The sequence below is a fragment of the Saccharopolyspora sp. MMCC62 genome (genome assembly GCF_057736575.1).
The window spans coordinates 209948-234389 of record NZ_JBYKCM010000001.1; the positions used below are offsets into that span (position 1 = coordinate 209948).

At 73.8% G+C, this 24442-nt stretch carries 23 protein-coding genes; 18 read left to right on the forward strand and 5 right to left on the reverse strand.

Going from position 1 to position 24442, the window contains the following annotated elements; genetic code table 11:
• Nucleotides 1–30 precede the first annotated feature (30 nt).
• The 3 genes from AC29IT_RS01000 to AC29IT_RS01010 all read left to right on the forward strand — a co-directional run bounded on the left by AC29IT_RS01000 (nt 31) and on the right by AC29IT_RS01010 (nt 3408).
• Nucleotides 31–939, forward strand: coding sequence for an SDR family oxidoreductase (locus AC29IT_RS01000; RefSeq protein ID WP_488217490.1), 909 nt, complete (start codon nt 31–33; stop codon nt 937–939).
• Nucleotides 940–970: 31 nt separating this feature from the next.
• A complete protein-coding gene (locus AC29IT_RS01005; protein ID WP_488217491.1) occupies nt 971–2137 on the forward strand; it encodes an acetyl-CoA C-acetyltransferase in 1167 nt (388 codons plus the stop codon).
• Nucleotides 2138–2376: 239 nt separating this feature from the next.
• Nucleotides 2377–3408, forward strand: a complete 1032-nt coding sequence (locus AC29IT_RS01010; RefSeq protein WP_488217492.1) for an MBL fold metallo-hydrolase — start codon at nt 2377–2379, stop codon at nt 3406–3408.
• A gap of 29 nt (nt 3409–3437) precedes the next feature.
• On the opposite strand, the gene kstR is transcribed toward AC29IT_RS01010, so the two are convergent.
• Nucleotides 3438–4058, reverse strand: a complete 621-nt coding sequence (kstR, locus tag AC29IT_RS01015; protein WP_488217901.1) for a cholesterol catabolism transcriptional regulator KstR — start codon at nt 4056–4058, stop codon at nt 3438–3440.
• 155 nt (nt 4059–4213) lie between these two features.
• On the opposite strand from kstR, the gene AC29IT_RS01020 reads away from it, so the two are divergent.
• From AC29IT_RS01020 to AC29IT_RS01030, 3 genes are read left to right on the forward strand one after another with little or no spacing between them, the layout of a single operon-like run.
• Nucleotides 4214–5455: a glycosyltransferase family 4 protein gene (locus AC29IT_RS01020; RefSeq protein ID WP_488217493.1), complete on the forward strand. Its 1242-nt coding sequence runs from the start codon at nt 4214–4216 to the stop codon at nt 5453–5455.
• Nucleotides 5449–6174, forward strand: a complete 726-nt coding sequence (locus AC29IT_RS01025; RefSeq protein WP_358445244.1) for a class I SAM-dependent methyltransferase — start codon at nt 5449–5451, stop codon at nt 6172–6174. The genes AC29IT_RS01020 and AC29IT_RS01025 overlap by 7 nt, the downstream gene beginning before the upstream one ends.
• Entirely contained in the window at nt 6167–7258 is a 1092-nt protein-coding gene (locus AC29IT_RS01030) for a prenyltransferase (RefSeq protein ID WP_488217494.1), read from the forward strand. Before AC29IT_RS01025 ends, AC29IT_RS01030 begins: the two co-directional genes overlap by 8 nt.
• A gap of 67 nt (nt 7259–7325) precedes the next feature.
• Here AC29IT_RS01030 and AC29IT_RS01035 read toward each other — a convergent pair whose 3' ends face one another.
• Nucleotides 7326–7997 (reverse strand): class I SAM-dependent methyltransferase, encoded by a 672-nt coding sequence (locus AC29IT_RS01035; protein WP_488217495.1) that lies wholly within the window; start codon nt 7995–7997, stop codon nt 7326–7328.
• A gap of 102 nt (nt 7998–8099) precedes the next feature.
• Between AC29IT_RS01035 and AC29IT_RS01040 the strand changes: the two genes are divergently transcribed.
• The 6 genes from AC29IT_RS01040 to AC29IT_RS01065 all read left to right on the forward strand — a co-directional run bounded on the left by AC29IT_RS01040 (nt 8100) and on the right by AC29IT_RS01065 (nt 15194).
• Nucleotides 8100–10268: an acyl-CoA dehydrogenase family protein gene (locus tag AC29IT_RS01040; RefSeq protein WP_488217496.1), complete on the forward strand. Its 2169-nt coding sequence runs from the start codon at nt 8100–8102 to the stop codon at nt 10266–10268.
• An 82-nt stretch (nt 10269–10350) separates the two neighbouring features.
• On the forward strand, nt 10351–11439 hold the full coding sequence (locus AC29IT_RS01045) for an acyl-CoA dehydrogenase family protein (protein WP_488217497.1): 1089 nt from the start codon (nt 10351–10353) through the stop codon (nt 11437–11439).
• 9 nt (nt 11440–11448) lie between these two features.
• Nucleotides 11449–12612, forward strand: a complete 1164-nt coding sequence (locus tag AC29IT_RS01050; protein WP_488217498.1) for an acyl-CoA dehydrogenase family protein — start codon at nt 11449–11451, stop codon at nt 12610–12612.
• A 16-nt stretch (nt 12613–12628) separates the two neighbouring features.
• The gene (locus AC29IT_RS01055) at nt 12629–13600 is read left to right on the forward strand and encodes a bifunctional MaoC family dehydratase N-terminal/OB-fold nucleic acid binding domain-containing protein (RefSeq protein ID WP_488217499.1); all 972 of its coding nucleotides are present in this window, start codon (nt 12629–12631) and stop codon (nt 13598–13600) included.
• Nucleotides 13597–14028 (forward strand): hotdog family protein, encoded by a 432-nt coding sequence (locus AC29IT_RS01060; RefSeq protein WP_488217500.1) that lies wholly within the window; start codon nt 13597–13599, stop codon nt 14026–14028. The genes AC29IT_RS01055 and AC29IT_RS01060 overlap by 4 nt, the downstream gene beginning before the upstream one ends.
• Nucleotides 14025–15194 (forward strand): lipid-transfer protein, encoded by a 1170-nt coding sequence (locus tag AC29IT_RS01065; RefSeq protein WP_488217501.1) that lies wholly within the window; start codon nt 14025–14027, stop codon nt 15192–15194. Before AC29IT_RS01060 ends, AC29IT_RS01065 begins: the two co-directional genes overlap by 4 nt.
• 82 nt (nt 15195–15276) lie before the next feature.
• Here the strand turns inward: AC29IT_RS01065 and AC29IT_RS01070 are convergent, their stop codons facing one another.
• The 3 genes from AC29IT_RS01070 to AC29IT_RS01080 are packed head-to-tail and all read right to left on the reverse strand — an operon-like array spanning nt 15277 to nt 18005.
• Nucleotides 15277–15933, reverse strand: a complete 657-nt coding sequence (locus tag AC29IT_RS01070; RefSeq protein WP_488217502.1) for a 4'-phosphopantetheinyl transferase family protein — start codon at nt 15931–15933, stop codon at nt 15277–15279.
• Nucleotides 15930–16775, reverse strand: a complete 846-nt coding sequence (locus AC29IT_RS01075; protein WP_358446719.1) for a metallophosphoesterase family protein — start codon at nt 16773–16775, stop codon at nt 15930–15932. The genes AC29IT_RS01070 and AC29IT_RS01075 overlap by 4 nt, the downstream gene beginning before the upstream one ends.
• Nucleotides 16776–16829: 54 nt before the next feature.
• Complete coding sequence (locus tag AC29IT_RS01080; protein WP_488217503.1) at nt 16830–18005, reverse strand: hypothetical protein; 1176 nt, start codon at nt 18003–18005, stop codon at nt 16830–16832.
• 467 nt (nt 18006–18472) lie between these two features.
• On the opposite strand from AC29IT_RS01080, the gene AC29IT_RS01085 reads away from it, so the two are divergent.
• The 6 genes from AC29IT_RS01085 (at nt 18473) to AC29IT_RS01110 (ending at nt 24402) form a co-directional block, all read left to right on the forward strand.
• Nucleotides 18473–19264 carry an ABC transporter permease gene (locus AC29IT_RS01085; RefSeq protein WP_358446724.1) on the forward strand — a complete coding sequence of 264 codons (792 nt, stop codon included), beginning with the start codon at nt 18473–18475 and terminating at the stop codon, nt 19262–19264.
• Between the two features lie 101 nt (nt 19265–19365).
• Nucleotides 19366–20073, forward strand: a complete 708-nt coding sequence (locus AC29IT_RS01090; RefSeq protein WP_358446727.1) for an ABC transporter ATP-binding protein — start codon at nt 19366–19368, stop codon at nt 20071–20073.
• A gap of 105 nt (nt 20074–20178) precedes the next feature.
• On the forward strand, nt 20179–21297 hold the full coding sequence (locus tag AC29IT_RS01095; RefSeq protein ID WP_488217504.1) for an LLM class flavin-dependent oxidoreductase: 1119 nt from the start codon (nt 20179–20181) through the stop codon (nt 21295–21297).
• Between the two features lie 55 nt (nt 21298–21352).
• A complete protein-coding gene (locus tag AC29IT_RS01100; RefSeq protein WP_488217505.1) occupies nt 21353–22417 on the forward strand; it encodes an Rrf2 family transcriptional regulator in 1065 nt (354 codons plus the stop codon).
• Between the two features lie 19 nt (nt 22418–22436).
• A complete protein-coding gene (locus AC29IT_RS01105) occupies nt 22437–22898 on the forward strand; it encodes a cupin domain-containing protein (protein WP_358446736.1) in 462 nt (153 codons plus the stop codon).
• A 208-nt stretch (nt 22899–23106) separates the two neighbouring features.
• Entirely contained in the window at nt 23107–24402 is a 1296-nt protein-coding gene (locus AC29IT_RS01110; protein WP_488217506.1) for a glycosyltransferase family 87 protein, read from the forward strand.
• Nucleotides 24403–24442 lie beyond the last annotated feature (40 nt).

Consider the following 24442-nt stretch of genomic DNA (forward strand, 5'->3'; position numbering starts at 1 on the left):
TCGGCGTCCGACGACGAGCAGGAGGTGGCCGTGACGGGAATCTGCGCGGGCAGGGTGGTCGTGGTGACCGGCGCGGCCCGCGGCCTCGGCCGCGCCCACGCGCTGGAGTTCGCCCGCCAGGGCGCGTCGGTGGTGGTCAACGACATCGGCGTCGGGCTCGACGGCGCCGGTGGGGACGCGGCGGCCGCCGACGCGGTCGTCGCGGAGATCCGGGACGCCGGGGGAGAGGCCGTCGCCGACGGGTCCGACGTGGCCGACTGGGCGCAGGCCGAGCGGCTGGTGGCGCGCGCGGTGGAGACCTTCGGGCGGCTGGACGTGCTGGTGAACAACGCGGGCTTCGTGCGGGACCGGATGCTGGTGAACCTCGCCGAACAGGAGTGGGACGAGGTGCTGCGCGTCCACCTCAAGGGCCACGCCGCGACGGTGCGGCACGCCGCCGCGCACTGGCGGGACCGGGCGAAGGCGGGGGAGCGGGTGGACGCGCGGATCGTGAACACCTGCTCCGGCGCGGGCCTGCTCGGCAGCGTCGGGCAGGGCAACTACGCGGCGGCGAAGGCGGGCATCGCCGCGCTGACGGTGAACGCGGCCGCCGAGCTCGGCCGCTACGGCGTCACCGCGAACGCGATCGCCCCGGCGGCGCGCACCCGGATGACCGAGCAGGTGTTCGCCGCCGACATGGCCCGCCCGGACGGGGACGGCTTCGACGCGATGGCGCCGGAGAACGTCTCCCCGCTGGTGGTGTGGCTCGGCAGCGCCGAATCGGCCGCCGTCACCGGCCGCGTCTTCGAGGTGCAGGGCGGCGAGGTGCGGCTGATGACCGGCTGGCGCCACGGCGCGGGCGACGACGCGGGCCGGCGCCGCGATCCGGCGGAACTCGGCGCGGTGGTGCACGACCTGCTGCGCCGCGACCCCGCACCGGAACCGGTGTACGGGGCGTGAATCCGAACAGGGCCGGAACGACGGGAGCGACATGACCGAGGCGTACATCGTCGACGCGCTGCGGACCCCGGTGGGCAAGCGCGGCGGCGGGCTCAGCGGGGTGCACCCGGCGGACCTGTCCGCGCACGTGCTGCAGGCGCTGGTGCGGCGCACCGGTGCCGACCCCGGCGAGGTGGACGACGTGCTGTGGGGCTGCGTGGACGCGGTCGGCGCGCAGGCGGGCAACATCGCCCGCACCGGCTGGCTCGCCGCGGGCTTCCCGGAGCACGTGCCGGGCGTGACGATCGACCGGCAGTGCGGTTCCTCGCAGCAGGCGGTGCACTTCGCCGCGCAGGCCGTGCTCAGCGGCACCGCGGACGTGGTGGTGGCGGGCGGGGTGGCGAACATGAGTGCCATCCCGATCGGCAGCGCGCTGCGCGCCGCGGAGGGGCTGGACTTCCCGGTGGCCTACGGACCGGATTCGGGCTCGCACGGCTGGCAGCGGCGCTACGGCGACGCCGAGGTGACCCAGTTCCGGGGCGCCGAGCTCATCGCGCGCCGCTGGGGCGTCACGCGGGAGGAGATGGAGGAGTTCGCGCTGCGCAGCCACCGGCGGGCGATCACCGCGATCGACGAGGGCCGCTTCGACGCCGAGCTGGTGCCGGTCGCCGGGGTCGAGCGGGACGAGGGGCCGCGCCGGGACACCGGGCCGGAGAAGCTGGCCGCGCTCGCGCCGCTGCGGCCGGACGGGCTGCTCACCGCCGGGGTGTCCAGCCAGCTCTCCGACGGCGCCTCGGCGCTGCTGGTCGCCTCGGAACGGGCGGTGGCCGCGCACGGCTGGCGCGCGCGGGCCCGGATCCACCACCTGAGCGTTCGCGGCGACGATCCGGTGCTGATGCTGTCCGCGCCGATCGAGGCGACCCGGCACGCGCTGCGCCGGGCGGGGCTGTCCGCTGCCGACCTGGACGTGGTGGAGATCAACGAGGCGTTCGCGAGCGTGGTGCTGGCCTGGCAGCGGGAGATCGACGTGGATCCGGCGAAGGTCAACCCGAACGGCGGCGCGATCGCGCTGGGGCATCCGCTGGGCGCGACGGGGACGAAGCTGATGGCGACCCTGCTGGGCGAGCTGGAGCGCACCGGTGGGCGCTACGGCCTGCAGACGATGTGCGAGGGCGGCGGGACCGCGAACGTCACCGTCCTCGAACGGCTCGGCGGTTGACGCGGCCGGGGCCACGTGGCGGGGATCACCGATCCGATGTCAGGATTCCTGCTCGGTGGGGCCATCGCTGGTCGGCCGGGTGCGGACGGGTCCGCGCGCCCGTCCGCGGGGCGTCGAACCAGGCCGGACGGCGCTCCGGGCCCCACCCGGGAGGTGTGTTCTAGACCGCACGTGACCTTCTGAGGACATTTCACGTTTACCTTGCCAGGGGCGAGGTTGTGATCCGGGAGGTTCGGTTGGTGGACGTGGACGTGGCGCGCGGGCGGCACGAGTGGATCGAGCCGGGTGCGTTCGAGGTCGCGCCCGGGGTGCACCGGATTCCGCTGCCCATGCCCGGCGACGGTCTGCGCGCGGTCAACGTCTACGCCCTGAAGGACGGCGACGGGCTCGCCCTCGTCGACGCCGGGTGGGCGCTGCCGGAGGCGCGCGAGGCGCTGGAGAGCGCCCTCGGGCTGCTGGGGCGCGGGATCGGCGACGTGCGCCGGTTCCTGGTCACCCACCTGCACCGCGACCACTACACCCTCGCGGTGCGGCTGCGCGCCGAGACCGGCGCCACCATCGCCCTCGGCGCGGGCGAACGCCCCTCGCTGGAGGCGCTGCTGGACGGCACCGCGGACCGGCAGCTCGGCAAGCTGGAACGCGCCGGCGCCGACGAGCTCGCCACGATGGTCCGCGACGCGCTGGTCGGTGACGGCGGCGGACCGGAGCAGGACTACGAGCAGCCCGACGAGTGGCTGCCGGACGGCGCCGAGGTCCGGGTCGGCACCCGGACGCTGCGCGTGCTGGAGACCCCCGGCCACACCCGCGGGCACGTCGTGTTCGTCGACGCGGCGAACGGGCTGCTGTTCGCCGGGGACCACGTGCTGCCGCACATCACCCCGTCCATCGGCCTGGAGGCCGCTCGCACCCCGCTGCCGCTCGGCGACTACCTGAGCTCGCTGCGGCTGGTCGGCGAGCTGCCGGACCTGCGGCTGCTGCCCGCGCACGGGCCGGTCACCGGCAGCGCGCACGCCAGGGTCGCCGAACTCCTCGACCACCACGAGCGCCGCCTCGACCAGACGGAGGCCGCGGTGCTCGCCGGTGCGGCCACCGGTTTCGAGACCGCGAGCGCGCTCGGCTGGACGCGCCGGGAGCGGGCCTTCGCCGAGCTGGACGAGTTCAACCGGATCCTGGCCGTCGGCGAGACCCTGGCGCACCTGGACGTGCTGGTCGAGCGCGGCCGCCTGCACCGGTCCACTTCGGACGGTGTCGACCGCTACCGGCAGGCGTGATGGGACGGCGGCACGGCGCGCGCCCGGATTCAGCGCAGCAGCAGGCGAACCGTGAGCTCCAGCCGGTTCGCCACGTCGGTGGCCGAGGCGCGGCGGGTCACCCAGGCGACCAGGTTGGACAGCCACACGTCCGCGATCACGCGGGCGATCGCGCGCTGCTCGTCGGTCGGCTCCTCGTCGCCGGTGGTCATCGCCCCGCTGAACAGGGACTCGGTCAGCGCGCCGACGGCGTCCACCTCGGTCGCCGCCGAGGTGTCGGCGAACATGAACGCCCGCGTCATCGCCTCGGTCAGCTGCGGATTGCGCTGCATGGTGCGGGTCGTGCGGGACAGCACGTGCAGCACCCGGTCGTACGGGGTGTCGCCGGGGATCTTGCTGCGGTCCAGCCGGTCCAGCGAACGCTCGAACTCGCGGGCCAGGCCGGTCACCAGCAGGTGGATCTTCGACGGGAAGTACCGGTAGAGCGTTCCCAGCGCCACGTCGGCCTTCTCCGCCACCGCGCGCATCTGCACGGCCTCGTAGCCGCCCTTCCCGGCGAGGGCGATGGTGGCGTCGATGATCCGCTTGCGGCGCGCGTTCTGCGCCGCCGAACCGCCCTGGTCATCGGCCAGCAGGCTCGCCGCGCTGCTCGCGGCACCGCGTCGCGGCATGGCGTTCATGAGGTCGGTCCTCTCGTGCGTCGGTCTCGCTGCGCCGCCCGCGCGGGCGGCGTCCCTCCCGGCGGGGCTGCGCCGGCCGCATGCCTGGATGAGAACATGTTCCACTCTACCCGTTGCGTGCCGCGGCGGCCCTGCGAGGTGAATTCGTGCGAGTAGCGCTGCTGTCGTACCGGAGCAAGCCGCACTGCGGCGGGCAAGGCGTCTACGTCCGGAACCTGAGCCGCGAGCTGGTCGCGCTCGGCCACCGCGTCGAGGTGTTCTCCGGTCCGCCCTACCCGGACCTGGACCCGGGCGTCGAGCTGACCCGGGTGCCGAGCCTGGACCTGTACCGGGAACCCGACCCGTTCCGCACCCCGCACTGGCGGGAGCTGCGCGACCTCACCGACGTGCTGGAGGTCGCCACCATGTGGTCGGCGGGCTTCCCGGAACCGCTCACGTTCAGCCTGCGCGCGGCGAAGCTGCTGCGGGCGCGCGCCGACGAGTTCGACGTGGTGCACGACAACCAGTGCCTCGGCTACGGGCTGCTCGGGTTGCGCCGCGCCGGGTTGCCGCTGGTGGCGACCGTGCACCACCCGATCACCCACGACCGCAGGCTGGAGCTGGCCGCCGCCGAGGGCTGGCGCCGGTTCGGCGTGCGCCGCTGGTACGGGTTCCTGCGGATGCAGGGCCGGGTGGCGCGGCGCATCCCCGAGCTGCTCACCGTCTCGGAGTCCTCGGCCCGCGACATCGTCGAGGACTTCGGTGTGGAACCGGGACGGCTGCGGGTGGTGCCGCTCGGCGTGGACCACGAGGTGTTCCGGCCGCCGCAGCGCCCGCGGGTGCCCGGCCGGATCGTCGCGATGGCCAGCGCGGACACCCCGCTCAAGGGCGTCGGCACGCTGCTGGAGGCGGTGGCGAAGCTGCGCACCGAGCGCGAGGTGGAACTCGTTCTCATCGCCTCGCCGACGCCGGGCGGGCCGACCGAGCGGCTGATCGACGAGCTGGACATCTCCGGCGCGGTCCGCACCGTCAGCGGCATCAGCGACGAGGAGCTCGCCGAGCTGGTCGGTTCGGCCGAGATCGCCTGCGTGCCCTCGCTCTACGAGGGCTTCTCGCTGCCCACGGTGGAGGCGATGTCCTGCGGCACCCCGCTGGTCGCCAGCCGCGCGGGCGCGATCCCGGAGGTCGCCGGACCCGACGGGGAGTGCGCCGACCTGGTGCCGCCCGGGGACGCCGAAGCGCTCGCCGGGGCGCTCGGCTCGCTGCTGGACGACCCGGAGCGCAGGCGCCGGATGGGCGAGAACGGCAGGCAGCGGGTGCTGCGCGAGTACAGCTGGGCGTCGGTGGCCGCGGCCACCGCGGAACGGTATGCCGAAGCGGAGGCGGAAATGGTGGGCAAGCGGTGCTGACGGTGGATTTCGACCTGCTCGGCGTGCGGGCGGGTCAGCGGGTGCTGGACCTCGGGTGCGGTGCCGGACGGCACTCCTTCGAATACCTGCGGCGGGGCGCGAACGTGGTGGCCTTCGACCAGGACACCGAGGCGCTCGCCGAGGTGGAGACGATGTTCGGCGCGATGGCCGCCGCCGGTGAGGTGCCGGAGGGGGCGTCGGCGACGACGGTCAGCGGGGACGCGCTCGGCCTGCCGTTCCCGGACGACCACTTCGACCAGGTCATCGCCTCCGAGATCATGGAGCACATCCCGGAGGACGAGAAGGCCATGCGCGAACTGGTGCGCGTGGTGCGTCCCGGCGGCCGGGTCGTGGTGACGGTCCCGCGGCAGTGGCCGGAGCGGATCTGCTGGGCGCTGTCCGACGAGTACCACCAGGTCGAGGGCGGGCACGTGCGCATCTACCGGCGCGAGCAGTTGATCGGCCGGTTGCGGGAGGCCGGGCTGCGCGAGGTGCACCACCACCACGCGCACGCGCTGCACTCGCCGTACTGGTGGCTCAAGTGCGCGGTGGGCGTGGACAACGGGGACCACCCGCTGCCGAAGCTCTACCACAAGCTGCTGGTGTGGGACCTGATGCAGAAGCCGTGGCTGACCCGGACCGTCGAGTCCGCGCTGAACCCGGTGCTCGGCAAGAGCCTGGCGGTGTACCTGTACAAGCCGGGGGTCGTGGGTGCCTGACCTGCCGGCCGTCGACGGGGTGATCTCCGCGCCGCAGGTGCGGGAGACCGCGCGGTCCATCGCCGCGGTGCAGCTGCGCTCCGGCGCGGTGCCGTGGTTCCCCGGCGGGCACGTGGACCCGTGGGACCACGTGGAGTCGGCGATGGCCCTGTCGGCGGCCGGGCTGACCGCCGAGGCGGAACGCGCCTACGAGTGGTTGCGGGCGACGCAGCGCGCGGACGGTTCGTGGCCGCTGCAGGTGCGGGACGGCGCGGTGGAGGACGCCGCGTCGGACAGCAACTTCTGCGCCTACCCGGCGGTCGGCGTCTGGCACCACGTCAGCACGACCGGCGACGACGGGTTCGCCGAGCGGATGTGGCCGGTGGTGCGGCGGGCGATCGACTTCGTGCTGGGCCTGCAGCAGGTCCGCGGCGAGGTCGCCTGGGCGCGGGGCACCGGCGGCGAGGTCGCGGGGGAGGCGCTGCTGGCGGGCAGCGCCAGCATCCACCACAGCCTGGTGTGCGCGCTGGCGCTGGCCGAGCACCTCGGCGTCGCGCAGCCGGACTGGGAGGTGGCGCTGGAGCGGCTGGCGCACGCGCTGCGCCACCACCCGGAGGCGTTCGCGGCGAAGGACCGCTACGCGATGGACTGGTACTACCCGGTCCTGGGCGGGCCGCTGCGCGACGCCACCGGCCACGACCGGATCATGCGGCGCTGGTCGGACTTCTTCGTCGACGGGCTCGGCGTGCGGTGCGTGGACGACAACCCGTGGGTGACCGGCGCGGAGACCTGCGAGCTGGTGCTGAGCCTGGAACTGCTGGGGCGGCGGGAGCTGGCGGTGCAGGCGCTGGCCGCGATGCAGCACCTGCGCGAGGAGGACGGTTCGTACTGGACCGGCCTGGTCTACTCCGACGGCAAGCGGTGGCCGGTGGAGCGCACCACGTGGACGGGGGCGGCGGTGGTGCTGGCCGCGGACGCGCTGTGCCGCGCGACCCCGGGCGCCGCGATCTTCCACACCGCCCGCCCCGGCCCGCCCGCGGGCGCGCGCCCGGTCGACGACGCCTGCGGCTGCCCCGAGCGGCTCTCCGAACTGGTCACCGACTAGCAGGTGAATGGCCCATTCGACCGGTCTCACCGGTCCGATGGGCCATTCACCTGGTGTGGGAGCGGGGTCAGAGGGTGCCGGTTTCGCCCGTGATGCGTTCCAGCACGCGCAGCGAGCCGACCTGGCGGACCTCCCGGAAGTTCCCGCCGTCGATCGCGCGCCGGTAGATCCGGTACGGCGCCTGCCCGCCGTCGGCCGGGTCCGGGAACACGTCGTGGATGACCAGCGCCCCGCCGGGGACGACCCACGGCGCCCAGCCTTCGAAGTCGGTGTTCGCCGCGTCGTCGGTGTGCCCGCCGTCGACGAACAGCAGGTTCAGCGGGCTGCGCCAGAACGACGAGGTGGTGCGGGAGCTGCCGACGACCGCGACCACCTCGTCCTCCAGCCCCGCGTCGGCGATCGTGCGGCGGAACACCCCGAGCGTGTCGAGCTTGCCGACCTGCGGGTCGACCAGGTCCGGGTCGTGGTACTCCCAGCCGGGCTGGTGCTCCTCGGAACCGCGGTGGTGGTCGACGGTGACGATGCGGCCGCCGGTGGCGCGGGCCGCCGCGCCCAGGTAGATCGTCGACTTCCCGCAGTAGGACCCGACCTCGACGGCCAGCCCGGTGCCGAGGAAGTCGAGGGCGGCGCGGTGCAGCGCGAGCCCTTCGTCGGCGGGCATGAAGCCGATCGCCCGCTCGGCCTTCGCCGCGAGTTCGGGCGGCAGGCTGGGGGTGTCGGTCGCGGCGGTCGGTGTCACGTGAGTCCTTTCGGGTCCGGCTGTCCCGCCGAGCCTACGCAGGAACACCCCGAATCAGGTAGAACGTGTTCTACCAATGGTTCCTCGGCGTGGGAGGGCGCGATGCCGATCGCGAGCACCGACTTGCAACGCGACGTGCAGGACTCGATCCGGGCGTGGGCCGACCGGCTCGACGGCACCGGCGAAGTGCGGTCCCGCGAGGAACCCGACACCCGGTGGGCGCCGGGCCGGTCCTGGGCCGAGCTGGCCGAGCTGGGGGTGTTCGCCATCGCCGTGCCGGAACGCGCCGGTGGCGCGGGCGGCGGCGTCGCCGACCTGGCGGCGGCCCTCGAAGCGGTGGCCGAAGCGCTGCCGCCCGGGCCGATCTCCTCGACCTGCGCGGCCGGCGTGCTGCTCGGCCGCGGTGGAGATCTCCCCGCCGTGCTCCCGGAAGTGGCCGCGGGGAAGGCTCCGGTGGCCGTCGCGGCCGGGTCCGGACGGCTGGTCGCCGAAGGGGGTCCGGGCGGCGGACTGCTCGTGTCCGGAGTGGTCGATCCGGTGCCGTCCGCACCGGACGCGGCGCACCTGCTGCTCGCCGCGCGCGGTCCGGACGGGCGGGACGCGTGGTTCCTGCTCGACGCGGACCGCGCCCGGATCGAGCCGCGCCGCGCGCTGGACTTCTCCCGCTCGCTGGGCCGGATCGAGCTCGCCGCGGTCGAGGTCGGGCCCGACGCGCTGCTGCCCGCGCTGGACACGGCGCGGGTCCGCGACGTGCTGGTGACCCTCGCGGCCGCCGAGGCCTCCGGGGTCGCCGGGTGGTGCCTGCGCGCGGCGGTGGCGCACGCGGGCACCCGCGAGCAGTTCGGCCGGGTGATCGGGAGCTTCCAGGCCGTCAAGCACCTGTGCGCCGAGATGCTGTGCCGCGCCGAGCAGATCGCCGCGCTCGCCTGGGACGCGGCGCGCGCGCTCGACGAGGACTCCGGCCAGCACCCGCTCGCGGCCGCCGCGGCCGGGGCGGTCGCGCTGGACGCCGCGGTGGACGCCGCGAAGGACTGCGTGCAGGTGCTCGGCGGCGTCGGCTTCACCTGGGAGCACGACGCGCACCTGCACCTGCGGCGCGCGGTGGCGCTGCGGCAGTGGCTCGGCGGCGGGTGGCGGGCGCGCACCGCCGAACTCGCCCTCTCCGGTGCCCGCCGCACCCTCGGCGTCGGCGGCGACCTGCCCGCGGACGTGCGGGAGCGGCGCGCGGAAGTCCGCGCCACCGCCGGAGAACTCGCGCGCACCCCGGCCGGTGCGCTGCGGGCGCGGCTGGTCGACACCGGGTACCTCGCCCCGCACTGGCCCCGCCCGCACGGCCTCGCCGCCGGGCCCGGGCTCCAACTCCTGATCGACGAGGAGCTGCGTGCCGCCGGAGTCGTCCGCCCGGATCTGGTGATCGGTGGCTGGGCGGTGCCGACGCTGCTCGAACACGGCACGGACGCGCAGCGGGAGCGGTTCGTGCGGCCCACCGCGCTCGGCGAGATCACCTGGTGCCAGCTGTTCAGCGAACCCGAGGCCGGGTCCGACCTGGCCGGGCTGCGCACCCGTGCCGAACGGGTGCCGGGCGGCTGGCGGCTGCACGGGCAGAAGGTGTGGACCTCGATGGCCCGCGAGGCGCACTGGGCGATCTGCCTGGCCCGCACCGATCCGGACGCGCCGAAGCACCGCGGCATCACCTACTTCCTGGTGGACATGGCCGCCGACGGCATCGACGTGCGCCCCTTGCGGGAGATCACCGGCGAGTCGGTGTTCAACGAGGTGTTCCTGGACGGCGTGTTCGTGCCCGACGAGCAGGTGGTGGGCGAGCCCGGCCAGGGCTGGCGGCTGGCGCGCACCACCCTGTCCAACGAGCGGGTCGCGATGGGCGGCGGTTCCGCGCTGGGCGCGGACGTGGAGGCGCTGCTGGCGGTGGCGCGCGCGGCCGACGAGCCCTGCCTCGACCAGGTCGGGGCGCGGGTGGCGGAAGGCCTGTCGGTGTCGCTGCTGCGGCTGCGGGCGACGCTGCTGAGCCTGGAAGGACGCGATCCCGGCGCGCAGGCGAGCGTGGAGAAGCTCGTCGGGGTGCGGCATCGCCAGCAGGTCGCGGAGACCGCGCTGGAGCTGCTCGGGCCGGAGGGCGCGGCGGCCGACGGCGCCGCGGCGGGACCGGCGCGGGAGTTCCTGCTCAGCCGCTGCCTGAGCATCGCCGGGGGCACCACGCAGGTGCTGCGCACGGTCGCGGCCGAGCGGGTCCTCGGCCTGCCGCGGGGGTGAACGCTTGCGGACGGACCGCTCTTCCGGCTAGAACTAGAACAAGTTTCATCCAAGGTACGGCTGTGCGACGCGGGGAGCCGATGTGGATTTCGCGCTCGACGACACGCATGAATCGTTGCGGGAACTGGCGAACGACGTCCTCACCCGCGAACGCGATCGGAGCCGCGGTGCGCCCGGCGGGAGCGAAGCCGAAACCGGTTCTCGCACCTGGAAGGCGCTGGCCGCCGCCGGGCTGCTCTCGCTCGCCGTGCCGGAGCGACTCGGCGGCGCCGGGCTCGGCCCGCTGGCCACCGCCGTGCTGCTCACCGAAGTAGGCAGGCACGCCGCGCCGGTCCCCGCCCTGGCGACCACCGCGTTCGGCGTGCTGCCGGTGGCCCGGCACGGCACCCGCGACCAGCAGGACCGGCTGCTCGCCGAGGTCGGGTCCGGGCAGGTGCTGACCGCCGCGCTCGGCGAACCCTCCGCGCCGCTGACCGCCGCGCCGCGCACCTCGGCGCGGCCGGACGGCGCGGACCTGCTCGTCACGGGCACCAAGACCGCTGTGCTCGCCGCCGACGCGGCCCGCGAGATCCTCGTCCCGGTCACCGTCGACGGCGGCGGGACCGCGGTCGCGCTCGTGCGGCCCGACGCGGCCGGCGTCGCACTGGACCCGACCCCGCTGTCCAGCGGCACCGCGTGGACGGTGCGTTTCGAGCGGGCGCGCGGCGAACGGCTCGGCGGTGCGGACGCGCTGCCCGACCTGCTGCGGTGCGCGCGGGCCGGGATCTGCGCGCTCGGCGACGGCGCCCTCGCGGGCGCGCTCGCGCTCACCACCGAGCACGTGCGCACCCGCACCCAGTTCGGCAGGCCGCTCGCGGCGTTCCAGGCCGTGGCCGGGCAGATCGCCGACGTGCACATCGCCGCCCGCACCCTGCACCTGGCGGTGCTCGCCGCGTGCTGGCGGCTCGACGAGCGGCGCCCCGCGGACGACGACCTCGCGGTGGCCGCCCTGTGGCTCACCGACCAGGCCCCTGCGGCACTGCACACCTGCCACCACCTGCACGGCGGCATCGGGCTCGACATCACCTACCCGCTGCACCGGCACCACGCGCTGGTGAAGGACCTGACCAGGCTGCTGGGCGGCCCCGGGCGCGCGGTGGACGCCCTGGCCGACCGGCTCGCACCGCGGTGAGGAGCACCCGTGTTCATCGACTGCACCGAGCAGCAGCAGGCGCTGCGCGCCGAACTGCGCGAGTACTTCGGCGGCCTGCTCAGCGACGCGGAACGCGCCGCGATGGGCACCGACCGGCACGGCGCGGTGTTCCGCGACGTGGTGCGGCGGATGGGCCGCGACGGGTGGCTCGGCGTCGGCTGGCCGGAGGAGTACGGGGGCCGCGGTTTCGGCCCGGTGGCCCAGCACATCTTCGCCAGCGAGGCGGCGCGCGCCGACGTGCAGCTGCCCTCGGTCACCCTGCAGACCGTCGGCCCGACGCTGCTGGCGCACGGCACGCCGGAGCAGAAGGCGCACTTCCTGCCGAAGATCCTCGCCGGGGAGCTGCACTTCGCCATCGGCTACACCGAACCGGACGCGGGCACCGACCTGGCCGCGCTGCGCACCCGCGCGGTCCGCGACGGCGACGACTACGTGGTGGACGGGCAGAAGATCTTCACCACCGGCGCGCACGACGCCGACCACATCTGGCTGGCCTGCCGCACCGACCCGGACGCGCCGAAGCACCGGGGCATCTCGATCCTCATCGCGGACACCACCGACCCCGGCTACTCGTGGACGCCGATCATCACCTGCGACGGGGCGCACCACGTCAACGCCACCTACTTCAGCGGAGTCCGGGTGCCCGCATCGCGGCTGGTGGGGGAGCAGGACCGCGGCTGGCGGCTGATCACCACCCAGCTCAACCACGAGCGGGTCATGCTCGGGCCCGCCGGGCGCCTCGACGGCATGGCCGCGCGGGTCCGGGACTGGGCTGCGGTGCGCCACGACCCGGACGGCGCCCCGCTGGTGGAACTGCCCGACGTGCGCCGCGCCCTGGCGCACGCGCACGCCTGCACCCGGGTGAACGAACTGCTGAACTGGCAGGTCGCCGCGGGCGGGCCGGTGGCGGCGGCGGACGCCTCGACGACGAAGGTGCTCACCTCCGAGCGGATCCAGTCCCTGGGCAGGCTGTTCGAGGAGGTGGTGGCCCGGCACGGCGACCCCGCCGACCCCGGCACCGGGCGGCTGCTGGACTGGCTGGACGTGCAGGCCAAGCGGAACCTGGTGCTCACCTTCGGCGGCGGCGTCAACGAGGTCCAGCGGGAACTGATCGCCACGACCGGGCTCGGGCTGCCCCGAGTTCCCCGGTGAAGCGGAGGGAACGGCGATGGACGTGCAGGTGGGACGGGACGTCGATGCGGAGGTCCGGGCGGCGGCCGAGCGGATCCGGGCGGCGGGGGAGTCGGGGCCGCGGCTCGCGCGGGACCCGGTGAACCAGCCGATGATCAACAACTGGGTGGAGGCGCTGGGCGACGAGAACCCCGTCTACACCGACGAATCCGCGGCCGCCACGTCCGTCCATGGTGGACTCGTCGCGCCGCCCGCGATGGTGCAGGTGTGGACGATGCCCGGGCTGCGCCCCGACTTCGACACCGACGACCCGCTGCACGCGATGATGACCGAGCTGGACGGGCACGGCTTCACCTCGGTGGTGGCGACGAACAGCGAGCAGACCTACCACCGCTACCTGCGCCACGGCGAGCGGATCGGCGTCACCACCCGGCTCGAATCGGTGGTCGGCCCCAAGCGCACCGCGCTCGGCGAGGGCTGGTTCGTCACCACCCGCAGCACCTGGTACTCCGGGGCGGAACCGGTCGCCGAGATGATGTTCCGGATGCTGAAGTTCCGCCCACCGCAGCAGGAATCGCCCGCCCCGGCGGCCGCCGCACCGGAACCGGCCCCCGCCATCCTGCCCGCCGTCAACCGGGACACCGCCTACTTCTGGGCGGGCACCGCCCGCCGCGAGCTGCGCATCCAGCGCTGCGGCGGGTGTGGCCTGCTGCGCCACCCGCCCGGCCCGATGTGCCCGGAGTGCGGCGCGACCTCGCCGACGCACCTGGTCGCCGCCGGTCTCGGCGAGGTCTACAGCTACGTGGTGCACCACCACCCGCCGCTGCCCGGCAAGGCGCTGCCGCTGGTGATCGCGCTGGTGGAGCTGGACGAAGGGGTGCGGATGCTCGGCGAGCTGCACGGCGTCGAACCGGACCGGGTCGAGATCGGTCTGCGGGTGCAGGTGGACTACCGGGCCGAAGGTGAGATCACCACGCCGTTCTGGCGGCCGACCGGAGGTGCCGCATGACCACGTTGCCACGAACCCGGACCGCCACCGAGGTGCGGGTGGGGGAGTCGCTGCCGGAGGTGCGGGTGGCGATGACGCCCACCTTCATCGTCAGCAGCGCGCTGGCCACCCGCGACTTCCAGGACGTGCACCACGACCGGGACCTGGCGCAGGCCAAGGGATCCGCGGACATCTTCGTCAACATCCTCACCAGCACCGGGCTCGCGCAGCGCTACGTCACCGACTGGGCCGGACCGGAGGCGCTGGTGCGCGGGGTGGCGGTGCGGCTCGGCGCGCCCTGCTACGCGCACGACGTGCTGGCGCTGTTCGGGCAGGTGCTGTCCCGCTCGGACGACGGCGAGTTCGAGGTGGAGGTGCTGGGGCGCAACGGACTCGGCGAACACCTGCGCGGCACCGTCCGGGTCGCGCTGCCGGAGGGGGACGCATGAGCTTCGCGGGACGGACCGCCATCGCCGGGATCGGCGCCACCGAGTTCTCCAAGGACTCCGGCCGCAGCGAACTCCAGCTGGCCGCGGAAGCCGCGCGCGCCGCGATCGCCGACGCCGGGCTCGAACCGTCCGATGTGGACGGACTGGTGACGTTCACGATGGATGAGAACACTGAGATCGCGGTGGCGCGCGAACTGGGCGTGCCGGAGCTGCGGTTCTTCAGCCGGGTGCACTACGGCGGCGGCGCCGCCTGCGCCACCGTGCAGCAGGCCGCGCTCGCCGTCTCGGCCGGGATCGCGGACGTCGTGGTGTGCTACCGAGCGTTCAACGAGCGCTCCGGGCACCGGTTCGGACAGGTGCAGGCCGCCGCGGCCGCCGCACCCACCTCGTCCGGAGTGGACAACAGCTGGAGCTACCCCGTCGGGCTCGGCACCCCGGGCGCGCAGGTCGCCATGTTCGCCCGCCGCTACCTGCACGAGTACGGCGCCACCAGCGAGGACTTCGGCCGGGTCGCCGTCGTCGACCGCGCGCACGCGGCCACCAACCCGAACGCCTGGTTCCACGGCCGCCCCATCACCCTCGCCGAGCACCAGGCGTCCCGGTGGATCACCGAACCGCTGCACCTGCTGGACTGCTGCCAGGAGAGCGACGGCGGCGTCGCGCTCGTCGTGGTCAGCGCCGAACGGGCCCGGGACCTGCCGCACCCGCCCGCGGTCGTGGCCGCGGCGGCGCAGGGCAGCGGGCCGGACCAGTTCACCATGACCAGCTACTACCGCCAGGAGCTCGCGGCGCTCCCGGAGCTCGGGCTGGTCGCCCGCCAGCTGTGGGGGCAGGCCGGGTTCGGGCCGCAGGACGTGCGGACGGCGGTGCTCTACGACCACTTCACGCCGTTCGTGCTGGTGCAGCTGGAAGAACTCGGGTTCTGCGGGCGCGGGGAGGCGCGGCACTTCATCGCCGACGGCGGCATCGGGCTGGACGGGCGGCTGCCGGTCAACACGCACGGCGGTCAGCTCGGCGAGGCCTACGTGCACGGCATGAACGGCATCGCCGAAGCGGTCCGCCAGCTCCGCGGCACCGCCGCCAACCAGCTCACCGACGTGCCGAACGTGCTGGTCACCGCCGGAACCGGCGTCCCCACCAGCGGGCTCGTGCTCACCGCCGACTGATCCGACGCGTCGCAGGTGAACGGCCCATTCGCCCACGCTGCGTGGTCCGATGGGCCATTCACCTGCGGTGGGGTGCGCGAGATCAGCGCGGTAGGCGGGTGATGGCGGTGATGATGAGCCCGTCGTCGGCGAGCCAGCGGCCGGTGAACGAGCTGAGCGGTTCGCCCTCCACCTCGGGCCCGGTCTTGAGCAGCCGCGCGTTGAACGTGCCGTCCCGGTCCAGGGTGAGGTCGGCGTCCTCGAACCCCAGCCACTCCCGGGCGAGCGGGAACCACGCCTTGTACACGGATTCCTTGGCACTGAACAGGATCCGGTCCCAGTGCACCGAGGGGTCCGCGGTGGACAGCGCCGCGATCCGCGGCCGTTCCGCCGGCAGCGTCACCGCGTTGAGCACCCCGTCCGGCAGCGCGTCGTGCGGTTCCGCGTCGATGCCGACGGTGAGCACCGAGTCCCGCAGCCCGACGACGGCGGCCCGGTAGCCGGCGCAGTGCGTCATGCTGCCGACCACCCCGTCCGGCCAGCCGGGCGCGCCGCGCTCACCGGGCAGCAGGGGAGCGGCGGGCACCCCGACCTTCGCGAGGGCGGTGCGGGCGCAGTGCCGCACGGTGGTGAACTCGCGGCGCCGCTTGTCCACGGCGCGCGCGATGACCGCGGCCTCCTCGTCGAACAGCCAGGCCTCGGGCGGGTCGGTGCGGGTCTCCTCCCAGGCGAGCTCGCCGGGCAGCAGGCGTTCGATCACGACGTCCCCTCCGGGAAGACCAGGCGCAGCGGATCGTCCGGCAGCCCGTGGCGCTTCCACTCGCGCGGGTAGCCCACCGACACCTCCTGGAACCGCACGCCGTCGTGCCAGGTGGTGCGCGGGATGTGCAGGTGCCCGTAGACGACCGCGGCGGCCCGGTGCCGCAGGTGCCAGTCGGCGGTGTGCACGGTGCCGCACCACTGCGCGAACTGCGGGTACCAGAGCACGTCGGTGGGTTCGCGCACCAGCGGGTAGTGGTTCACCAGCACCGTCGGCAGCTCCGGATCGCACTCGGCGAGCCGCCGCTCGCTGTGGGCCAGCCGGGCCCGGCACCAGTCGTCGCGGGTCGGGTACGGGTCCGGGTGCAGCAGGAACTCGTCGCTGCACACCACGCCCGATTCGTGCGCGACCGCCAGCGCCTCCTCCTTGGTGGAGGTCCCGGCGGGGCGGAAGGTGTAGTCGTAGAGCACGAACAGCGGTGCGATCGTCACGGGTCCGCCGCGCCCGGTCCATACCGGGAACTCGTCCTCCGGCGTGACGACGCCGAGTTCGCGGCAGCGGCGCACCAGTTCCAGGTAGCGGGCTTCGCCGCGCAGTTGCAGCGGGTCCTGCTTCGGCGTCCACAGCTCGTGGTTGCCGGGCACCCAGATGACCTTCGCGAACCGCTCGGCGAGCATCCCCAGCACCCAGGTGATGTCCTCGGACAGCTCGCCCACGTCGCCCGCGACGATCAGCCAGTCCTGGTCGGTGCGGGGGCGCAGCCCGCGCGCGATGTCCTTGTTCTCGGCCATCGCGACGTGCAGGTCGCTGACGGCCAGCAGTTCACCGGAAGTGGAGCTCATGATCCGCCGATCATATCCGAGGTGCGCGGCCCACCCGGCCGTTCCGCGGGTCTTCTAGGGGTTCTCCTGCCCGTCCGGCCGCCGCTGCCGCGGGATGTCCGGCTGCGTCGGGGTCGAGTCGGACGGCGGGTGCTCCGGAGACCGGTCGGTGATCAGGCCGGGGAGCAGGATCCGCTCGGTGATCGGTTCCACCGGATCCGGCCCGGTCGACCAGCCGATTCCGCCCCCGCGCAGGTGGCGGTACTCGGCGATGGCGAGCGCCAGCGTCGTCACCAGTCCGCACGCGTTGAGCACCAGCCAGAGCGGGTTGGGCACCTGGTCCGCGTCGCTGGTGACCCGTCCGACGAGTTCTGCGCCGAAGGCCGCCACCGCGATCAGGATCGAGCCGGTCGGAGCGAGGAGCGGGTGGACGTCGCTGATCCAGAACGAGGTACGCGCCGCCCAGTAGGCGGTGCACGCGGCGTAGACCGAGAGCCAGAGGAGCAACAGCACCAGCACGATGGCGACCGTCGTCTCGACGCCACCGGTCACCTGGTCCGAACCCCGATCCTCCGTGCGCGACTCCAGGAAGATCCCGGAACCCGCCACGATGCCGAACGGCACCGCGATGCTGATCACGCCGAACAGCAGTCGCCACAGCAGCTGGGCGACCCCGGATCGGAACCGGAGGAGGAAGTCGGGCTGGGTGATGAAGAACAGGACGAGCAGGACACCCGGTGCGGCGAGCATGGCGATGAGCGCGTTCGTGGCCATCTTCTGAACCGCGTCCCTCGCGATGTCCTGGATGGAGGCGTAGGTGGCCGTCACGGCGGCGACCGTGAGCAGTCCTGCCACCGACCGCCAGAACGCGAGCCGCTCCAGCGCTCGCGCCCTCCTGGTCTTGCCCTGCACGGGTTTGAAGAGCGCCTTGGCCGCGCGCCACGGCAGCACGATGCTGATCCCGTAGCCGGCCCGGAGATCCGGTCGGTATCCGTACCGGGCCTCGATCACCTCGTGCAAGGCGCGGCGTCGCTTGGTGAACGCGGTCAGCAGCACCCGCCCGACGATCCCGGCGAGGAAAGCGGTTCCGATCACGGACGAGGACCCCGCCCAGCTGGCGATCATGGCGTGCAGCACGGCGGCGACGAACACGAATTCGGCGGCCCAGAGGCCGCGGCGCAGGTACGTGCAGGTCTGGTCGACCTTCCGCAGTTCCGCGTGGACGGGATCGATGTGGACGACCGGCTTCATCTCGATCAAGCTAGGGAGGTCGCGCGGTGCGCACTCCCTGGTTTCCGGGGCTCTGCGGCACTCGCCCGGATGGCGGTGTTCAGCCGGACCGGAGTCCCACCATCCGGGAGCTCAATCCTGTCGTTCCGAGTTGGGTTTACATCGGCCGCGGCGCGTCGCTACCGTGATCGCATGGCCCGGACGTCGACGCTCACCACGCGCGGATACGTGGATTTCGCCCGAGTGTCCTCCGCGCTCTGTAGCGCCTGAGCCCTTCCTCCGCGCCCGGTCCCGGGCGTTCCCGCACGCACCGCACGGCGGCTCCCGCACCGGAGCGCGCCCGGTGCCGATGCGCCACCGAACTCCGCCGCACCGCGCCGAAATCCGGCGGGTGCCGCCTTCCCCTCCCATGCCCGTGGAGCGTGACGATGAGCTTGCCCGCGCCTGAGAGCGCCCGATCCGACACCGGCGCGATACCCGTCGCGACGGTGCGCACCGACCGAGCCAAGGGGGAGCAGCGGCTGCCCCGCTGGCTGGTCAAGACGTTCAGCCCGATCGCGCTGATCGTGCTGTGGCAGGTGCTCAGCTCGACCGGCGTCCTGGACGACGACACGCTCGCCTCGCCGGGCACGGTCGCGGCCACCGCCTGGGAGATGTGGCAGGAGGGCCGGTTGCAGGACGCGGTGCTCGCCTCGGTGCAGCGCGTCGCGATCGGCCTGGTCTTCGGGCTGGTCGCCGCCGTCGTGCTCGCCACGATCTCCGGGTTGTTCCGGCGCGGTGAGGACATCGCGGACGCGCCGATGCAGATGCTGCGCACGGTCCCGGTGATCGGCCTCATCCCGCTGCTGATCATCTGGTTCGGCATCGGGGAGACGCCGAAGATCGTGCTCATCGCGCTGGCGGTGACCTTCCCGCTGTACATGAACATCTTCGGCGGCATCCGCAACGTGGACGCCGGGCTGGTCGAAGCGGCCAAGACGCTCGGGCTCGGCTGGTTCGCCCAGGTGCGGCACGTGATCCTGCCGGCGGCTATGCCGAACGCGCTGGTGGGGCTGCGGTTCTCGCTGGGCTCGGCGTGGTTGGCGCTGGTGTTCGGCGAGACGATCAACGCGACGGCCGGCATCGGCTACGAGATGAACATGGCCCGCGAGTTCTTCCAGACCGACGTGATCGTCGTGTGCCTGGTGCTCTACGCCCTGCTCGGCCTGGTGGCCGACTTCCTCGTCCGACTTCTCGAAAGGACCGTGCTGGCATGGCGACCGGCTTTCCGCGGAGCGTGACCGAATCCGCCCCAGACACCGCGACCGGAACCGACACCGCGACCGGCACCGGAACCGACGCCGCCCCGCGGGCTGACGGTTCCGACGGGACCGCTGCCGCGGTGCGGACCGCGCCGGCCGAACTGGCGGCCTCCGTCCGCGGCCTCACCAAGAGCTTCGGCGACCGGACCGTGCTCGACGGCCTCGACCTGGACATCGAACCGGGCCAGTTCGTCGCCCTGCTCGGCCCCAGCGGCTGCGGCAAGAGCACCCTGCTGCGCATCCTCGCCGACCTCGACCACGAGATCAGCGGCGAGGTGCGGGTGGCCCGGCGGCGCGCCGTCGCGTTCCAGGCGCCGCGGCTGCTGCCGTGGAAGCGGGTGTGGCGCAACGTGGTCCTCGGCCTGCGCGGCAGGCCCGACCGCGCCAAGGCCGTGGCGGCGCTGGAGGAAGTGGGGCTCGGGCACCGGGTCGACGAGTGGCCGAAGGTGCTCTCCGGCGGTGAGGCGCAGCGCGCGTCGCTGGCCCGCGCCCTGGTGCGGGAGCCGGACCTGCTGCTGCTCGACGAACCGTTCTCCGCGCTCGACGCGCTCACCCGGATCAAGGTGCAGGCGCTGGTGGGGGAGCTGTGGCAGCGGCACGGCTGCGCCATCCTGCTCGTCACCCACGACGTCGAAGAGGCGCTGCTGCTCGCCGACCGGGTCCTGGTGCTCGACGGCGGCGGCATCGTGCACGACCAGCTCGTCGAACATCCCCGCCCGCGCGACGTGTCCGCGCCCGCGTTCGTCGCCCAGCGGGCCGAGCTCCTCTCGTGGCTCGGCGTGCACTGACCTCCGCACCACCCGCACCACCCGCACCGCCCCGGCCGCCCGGCCCCGGGCGCGGTCCCGCGCGCCCGCGCGGCGGCCCCGGGAAACCAGACAGGAAGTGTTCGAATGAGTGTCGAGATCGTCGGCATGATCGGCGCCCAGCACGTCTCCGAGATCCGCCCGGCGAGCGGTCCCGCCGTGGACCCGGCGTTCCTGCGCCGCTTCGCCCGCGCCCACGAGGACGGCGGCTTCGACCGCGTCCTCATCGGCCACGGCTCCGGATCGCCCGACGGCACCCAGCTGGCCGCGCACGTCGCCGCGCACACCGACCGGCTCGGGCTGCTCGTCGCGCACCGGCCCGGTTTCGTCGCCCCCACGCTGGCCGCGCGCACCTTCGCCACCCTGGACGCGCTGTCCGCCGGGCGGGTCGCGGTGCACGTCATCTCCGGCGGCAGCGACGCCGACCAGCGCCGCGACGGCGACCACCTGGACAAGGAGCAGCGCTACGCCCGCACCGACGAGTACCTGGAGGTGCTCAAGCGGGCGTGGACCGAGGACGGGCCGATCGACCACGACGGCGCGCACTACCGGATCGAGGACTTCAGCACCGCGGTGAAACCCGTGCAGCGGCCCCGGATCCCGCTGTACTTCGGCGGTTCCTCGGCGGCGGCCTACCGGGTGGGCGGCAAGCACGCCGACGTGTTCGCGCTGTGGGGCGAACCGCTGGCCGAGACCGCCGAGCAGATCGCCTCCGTCCGCGCCGCCGCACGCGCCGCCGGGCGCACCGACGCGCCCGGCATCAGCGTGTCGTTCCGGCCGATCCTCGGCGCCACCGAGGAACTCGCCTGGGAACGCGCGCACTCCGTGCTGGACCGGATCCGCGCCGCCCGCGGCGGGTTCGGCTCGTTCACCGGCCCGAAGACGCTCGGCAAGGACGCGGAGGTCGCCAACGTCGGCTCGCAGCGGCTGCTGGCCGCGGCCGCCAAGGGCGAGCTGCACGACCGGGCGCTGTGGACGCCGACCTCGCAGGCCACCAACGCTGCCGGGAACTCCACCGCGCTCGTCGGCACCGCCGAGACCGTCGCGAAGGCGCTCGCCGACTACGTGGACATCGGGGTGACCACGCTGCTCATCCGCGGCTACGACCCGCTCGACGACGCCGTCGACTACGGGCGGGAGCTCATCCCCGCCGTCCGCGAGGAAGTGGCGCGCCGCTCGGCCGCCGCCGAGCGGACCTCGGCGTGACCGCCGGGCCGTCCACGGGTGCCATGATGCCGGGCACGGAACGAATGGAGTGGAGATGACCCGCAGCTGGGTGCCGGAGAGCGCCTCGCGAGGCCACGTCGTGGTGCTGCACGGGCGGGGCGAGCACCCCGGCGTGTACGAGCGGTTCGGCCGCAGGCTCGCCGTCGACGGCTACACCGTCGTCGTCCCCGACCTCGGCACCGGACCGGCCGACTGGTTCGAGGGGGCGGGCGACACCGCCCGCATCCTGGTCGGCACCGACACCGGCGCGCTGCGCGCCTGGGAGACCGCGCTGGAGACCGAGGTCGACGGCCTGGTGCTGGCGGGCACCCCGCTGGCGGCGGCACCCGGTGCGCCCGCCGGGCGCGAGGACGAGATCGCCGCCCGCACCTCCTGCCCGATCCACCGCGAACGGCTCAGCACCGACCCGGACTTCCACTGGGGCGAGCTCGACGCGGGCACCGCCGAACCGCCGCGGCGGCTCCCGGACGTGCCGGTGCTGCTGCTGCACGGCGACGCCGACGCGATCGCGCCCGTCGACCCGGTCACCCGGCTCGGCGCCGCGCACCCGCAGGCGAGCACCGCGGTGTTCAAGGACGGCGTGCACGACGTGCTCAACGACAAGGTGCACCGCAGCGTCGCCGCCCGGATCGTGCTGTTCTGCGAGGAGATCGCCAAGGGCGCCGTGGTGCTGCCCGAGGTCACCGCCGCGAAGAGCACCCGGGTGCGCCGGGCCGCGCCGGTGCACATCTCCGCCCGCGTCGACTACTCGGTGCGCGCGCTGGTGGAGCTGGCGAGCAGCGGCAGGCAGCAGACCTGCGAATCGATGGCCCGCACCCAGGGGATCCCGCTGAACTCGCTGGTGAACCTGATGGTGGAGCTGCGGCGCGGCGGCCTCGTGCACAGCCAGCGCGGCTGCGAAGGCGGCTACTGGCCGGCGCGGGACGCCGCGGAGATCAGCCTCGCCGACGTGGTCCGCGTCGTCGAAGGCGCGGTGACCTCCCGGCACGACGACGCCGAGCGGGACGCGGTGTGGACGCGGCTCGGCGGCGCCGTCGCGGACTTCCTCGAACGGATCACCATCGCCGACCTGGCCGCCGAACAGCGCGCGGCGGCCTGACCCAGAACGGAGCAGTTCCATGGCGGACGCATTCCACCCCGACCTGACCTCGAAGGTCGACCCCGCGGAGAAGCAGTCGTTGCGCTCCCGGCTGCACCACATCCGCGGCAGCGAGCTGGACCGCAACACCGCGCAGACCGAGGGCATGCAGCGGCTCGCGGCCATCAGCGGCGACACCGTCGGGTCCGAGCGGATCTGGACCGGCGAGACGCACGTGGCGCCCGCGACGGCCTCCGACAACCACCACCACGGCGAGTCCGAGACCGCGATCTACGTGGTCAGCGGCCACCCGCGGTTCGTCTTCCACGACGGCACCGAGGAAGTGCGGATCGAGACCGAGCCGGGCGACTACATCTTCGTGCCGCCCTACGTGCCGCACCGGGAGGAGAACCCGGACCCGGAGCACAAGGCCGTCGTGGTGATCTCCCGCAGCACGCAGGAGGCGATCGTCGTCAACCTCCCGGAGCTCTACGCGCTCTGACCGCTCCCCGCACCGAGGTGAATGGCCCATTCGCCCACTCCGCTTGGGTGAATGGGCCATTCACCTGGCGGGATGTGGGGTGTGGGGCGGGGCACTCCGGCCGGTTGGATAGAGTTCTGCGCCTGTATCCAGGTGCACCCTGCGGCCGGATGCTCCTCGTCGGGGATCGGGCAGCCGATGCTGGTGGCCGCGCGACGGAAGGATCTCGTTGGCCACCCCGCTACGCAGCCCCCGGTTACCGGGGCCTCGGCAGACCGCCCTCACCCGCTCCCTCGCCACCGCGCAACGGCTGTTCGCGCAGCTGCGGGCCCACGTGCTCGTCCAGCCGCGGTCGGTCATCGCCGCCGGTGGCGTCGCCCTGCTGATCTCGCTGGTGGCGCTGTTCCTGATGCGCCGGGCCGGGCTGGGGCACGGATCGGGCGTCGACTACCAGGTGTACCGCTGGGCGGTGCACACCTGGCTCAGCGGCGGGGACATCACCGTCGGCGGGCCGATGACGAGCGCCGACCGGATCCTGCCGTGGGTGTACCCGCCGTTCGCGCTGCTGCCGCTGGCGGTGCCGTCGGTGCTGCCGTACGTGGCGGGGTTGTGGCTGATCTACCTGACGGACCTGGCCGCGATCGGCGTGGTGCTGTACCTGGTGGCGCGCCGGATGTGGCCGCTGCTGAGCCGGGAGAGCGCGCTGGCGGTGGCCGCGATCGGCCTGCCGGGCACGCTGCTGCTGGAGCCGGTGTACGCGTCGTTCGGCCTGGGCCAGGTGAACGTGCTGCTGATGGCGCTGGTCGCGGTGGACTGCCTGACCGAGCACCCGCGCTGGCCGCGAGGGCTGCTGGTGGGCCTGGCCGCGGCGATCAAGCTGACGCCCGCCGCGTTCCTGCTGTTCTTCCTGGTGCGCAAGGACTACCGGGCGGCCGCGGTCGCGGCGGTCACGGCGGCCGCCGGGACCTGCCTCGGGTTCGTGCTGAACCACTCGGCGTCGATGGACTACTGGTTCGGCAGCGGGCCGGCCGCGGGCGTGAGCGGTTCCTCGTACCACACCAACCAGTCGATCATGGGTGGGTTGTCCCGGCTGGACCTGCCGGTGCTGACCGAGCACGCGCTGTGGGCGCTGGCGGCGCTGGTGCTGACGCTGGTCGCGGTGCGGGTGCTGCGCACGGCCGAGGTCGCTCCGGCGCTGCTGGCGACGGCGCTGCTGGCGCTGCTGATCTCGCCGACGTCCTGGTCGGACCACTGGGTGTGGGTGGCGCCGGGGCTGCTGGTCGCGGTCGGCACGGCGCTGCGCAGGCGCAGCCGCGGCTGGCTGGTGGCCGCGGGGGTGCTCGTGGTGGCCGCGTTCGTCGCGACGTTCCGGATGCTTCCGGCCAGTGGGAACTGGAATGCGCTACAGCACTTGTTCGGGGATTCCTATCTGCTGATCGGAATCGCAATGCTTCTGCTGCTGTCGCGTTATGCGGCGGAACCGGTGCCGGTTCCCGCGACGGGCGGCGAGCTCTCCCGCGATTGATCGTCCGGCGGGGAATCGAAATGTGACGGTGCGGAGCCGA

Coding starts and splice junctions, on each gene's coding strand:
- AC29IT_RS01100 (WP_488217505.1), top strand. CDS start 21,353: ATGACCCGCAGCTGGGTGCCGGAGAGCGCCTCGCGAGGCCACGTCGTG.
- AC29IT_RS01095 (WP_488217504.1), top strand. CDS start 20,179: ATGAGTGTCGAGATCGTCGGCATGATCGGCGCCCAGCACGTCTCCGAG.
- AC29IT_RS01075 (WP_358446719.1), bottom strand. CDS start 16,775: ATGAGCTCCACTTCCGGTGAACTGCTGGCCGTCAGCGACCTGCACGTC.
- kstR (WP_488217901.1), bottom strand. CDS start 4,058: ATGCCGCGACGCGGTGCCGCGAGCAGCGCGGCGAGCCTGCTGGCCGAT.
- AC29IT_RS01005 (WP_488217491.1), top strand. CDS start 971: ATGACCGAGGCGTACATCGTCGACGCGCTGCGGACCCCGGTGGGCAAG.
- AC29IT_RS01040 (WP_488217496.1), top strand. CDS start 8,100: ATGCCGATCGCGAGCACCGACTTGCAACGCGACGTGCAGGACTCGATC.
- AC29IT_RS01060 (WP_488217500.1), top strand. CDS start 13,597: ATGACCACGTTGCCACGAACCCGGACCGCCACCGAGGTGCGGGTGGGG.
- AC29IT_RS01080 (WP_488217503.1), bottom strand. CDS start 18,005: ATGAAGCCGGTCGTCCACATCGATCCCGTCCACGCGGAACTGCGGAAG.
- AC29IT_RS01065 (WP_488217501.1), top strand. CDS start 14,025: ATGAGCTTCGCGGGACGGACCGCCATCGCCGGGATCGGCGCCACCGAG.
- AC29IT_RS01055 (WP_488217499.1), top strand. CDS start 12,629: ATGGACGTGCAGGTGGGACGGGACGTCGATGCGGAGGTCCGGGCGGCG.
- AC29IT_RS01105 (WP_358446736.1), top strand. CDS start 22,437: ATGGCGGACGCATTCCACCCCGACCTGACCTCGAAGGTCGACCCCGCG.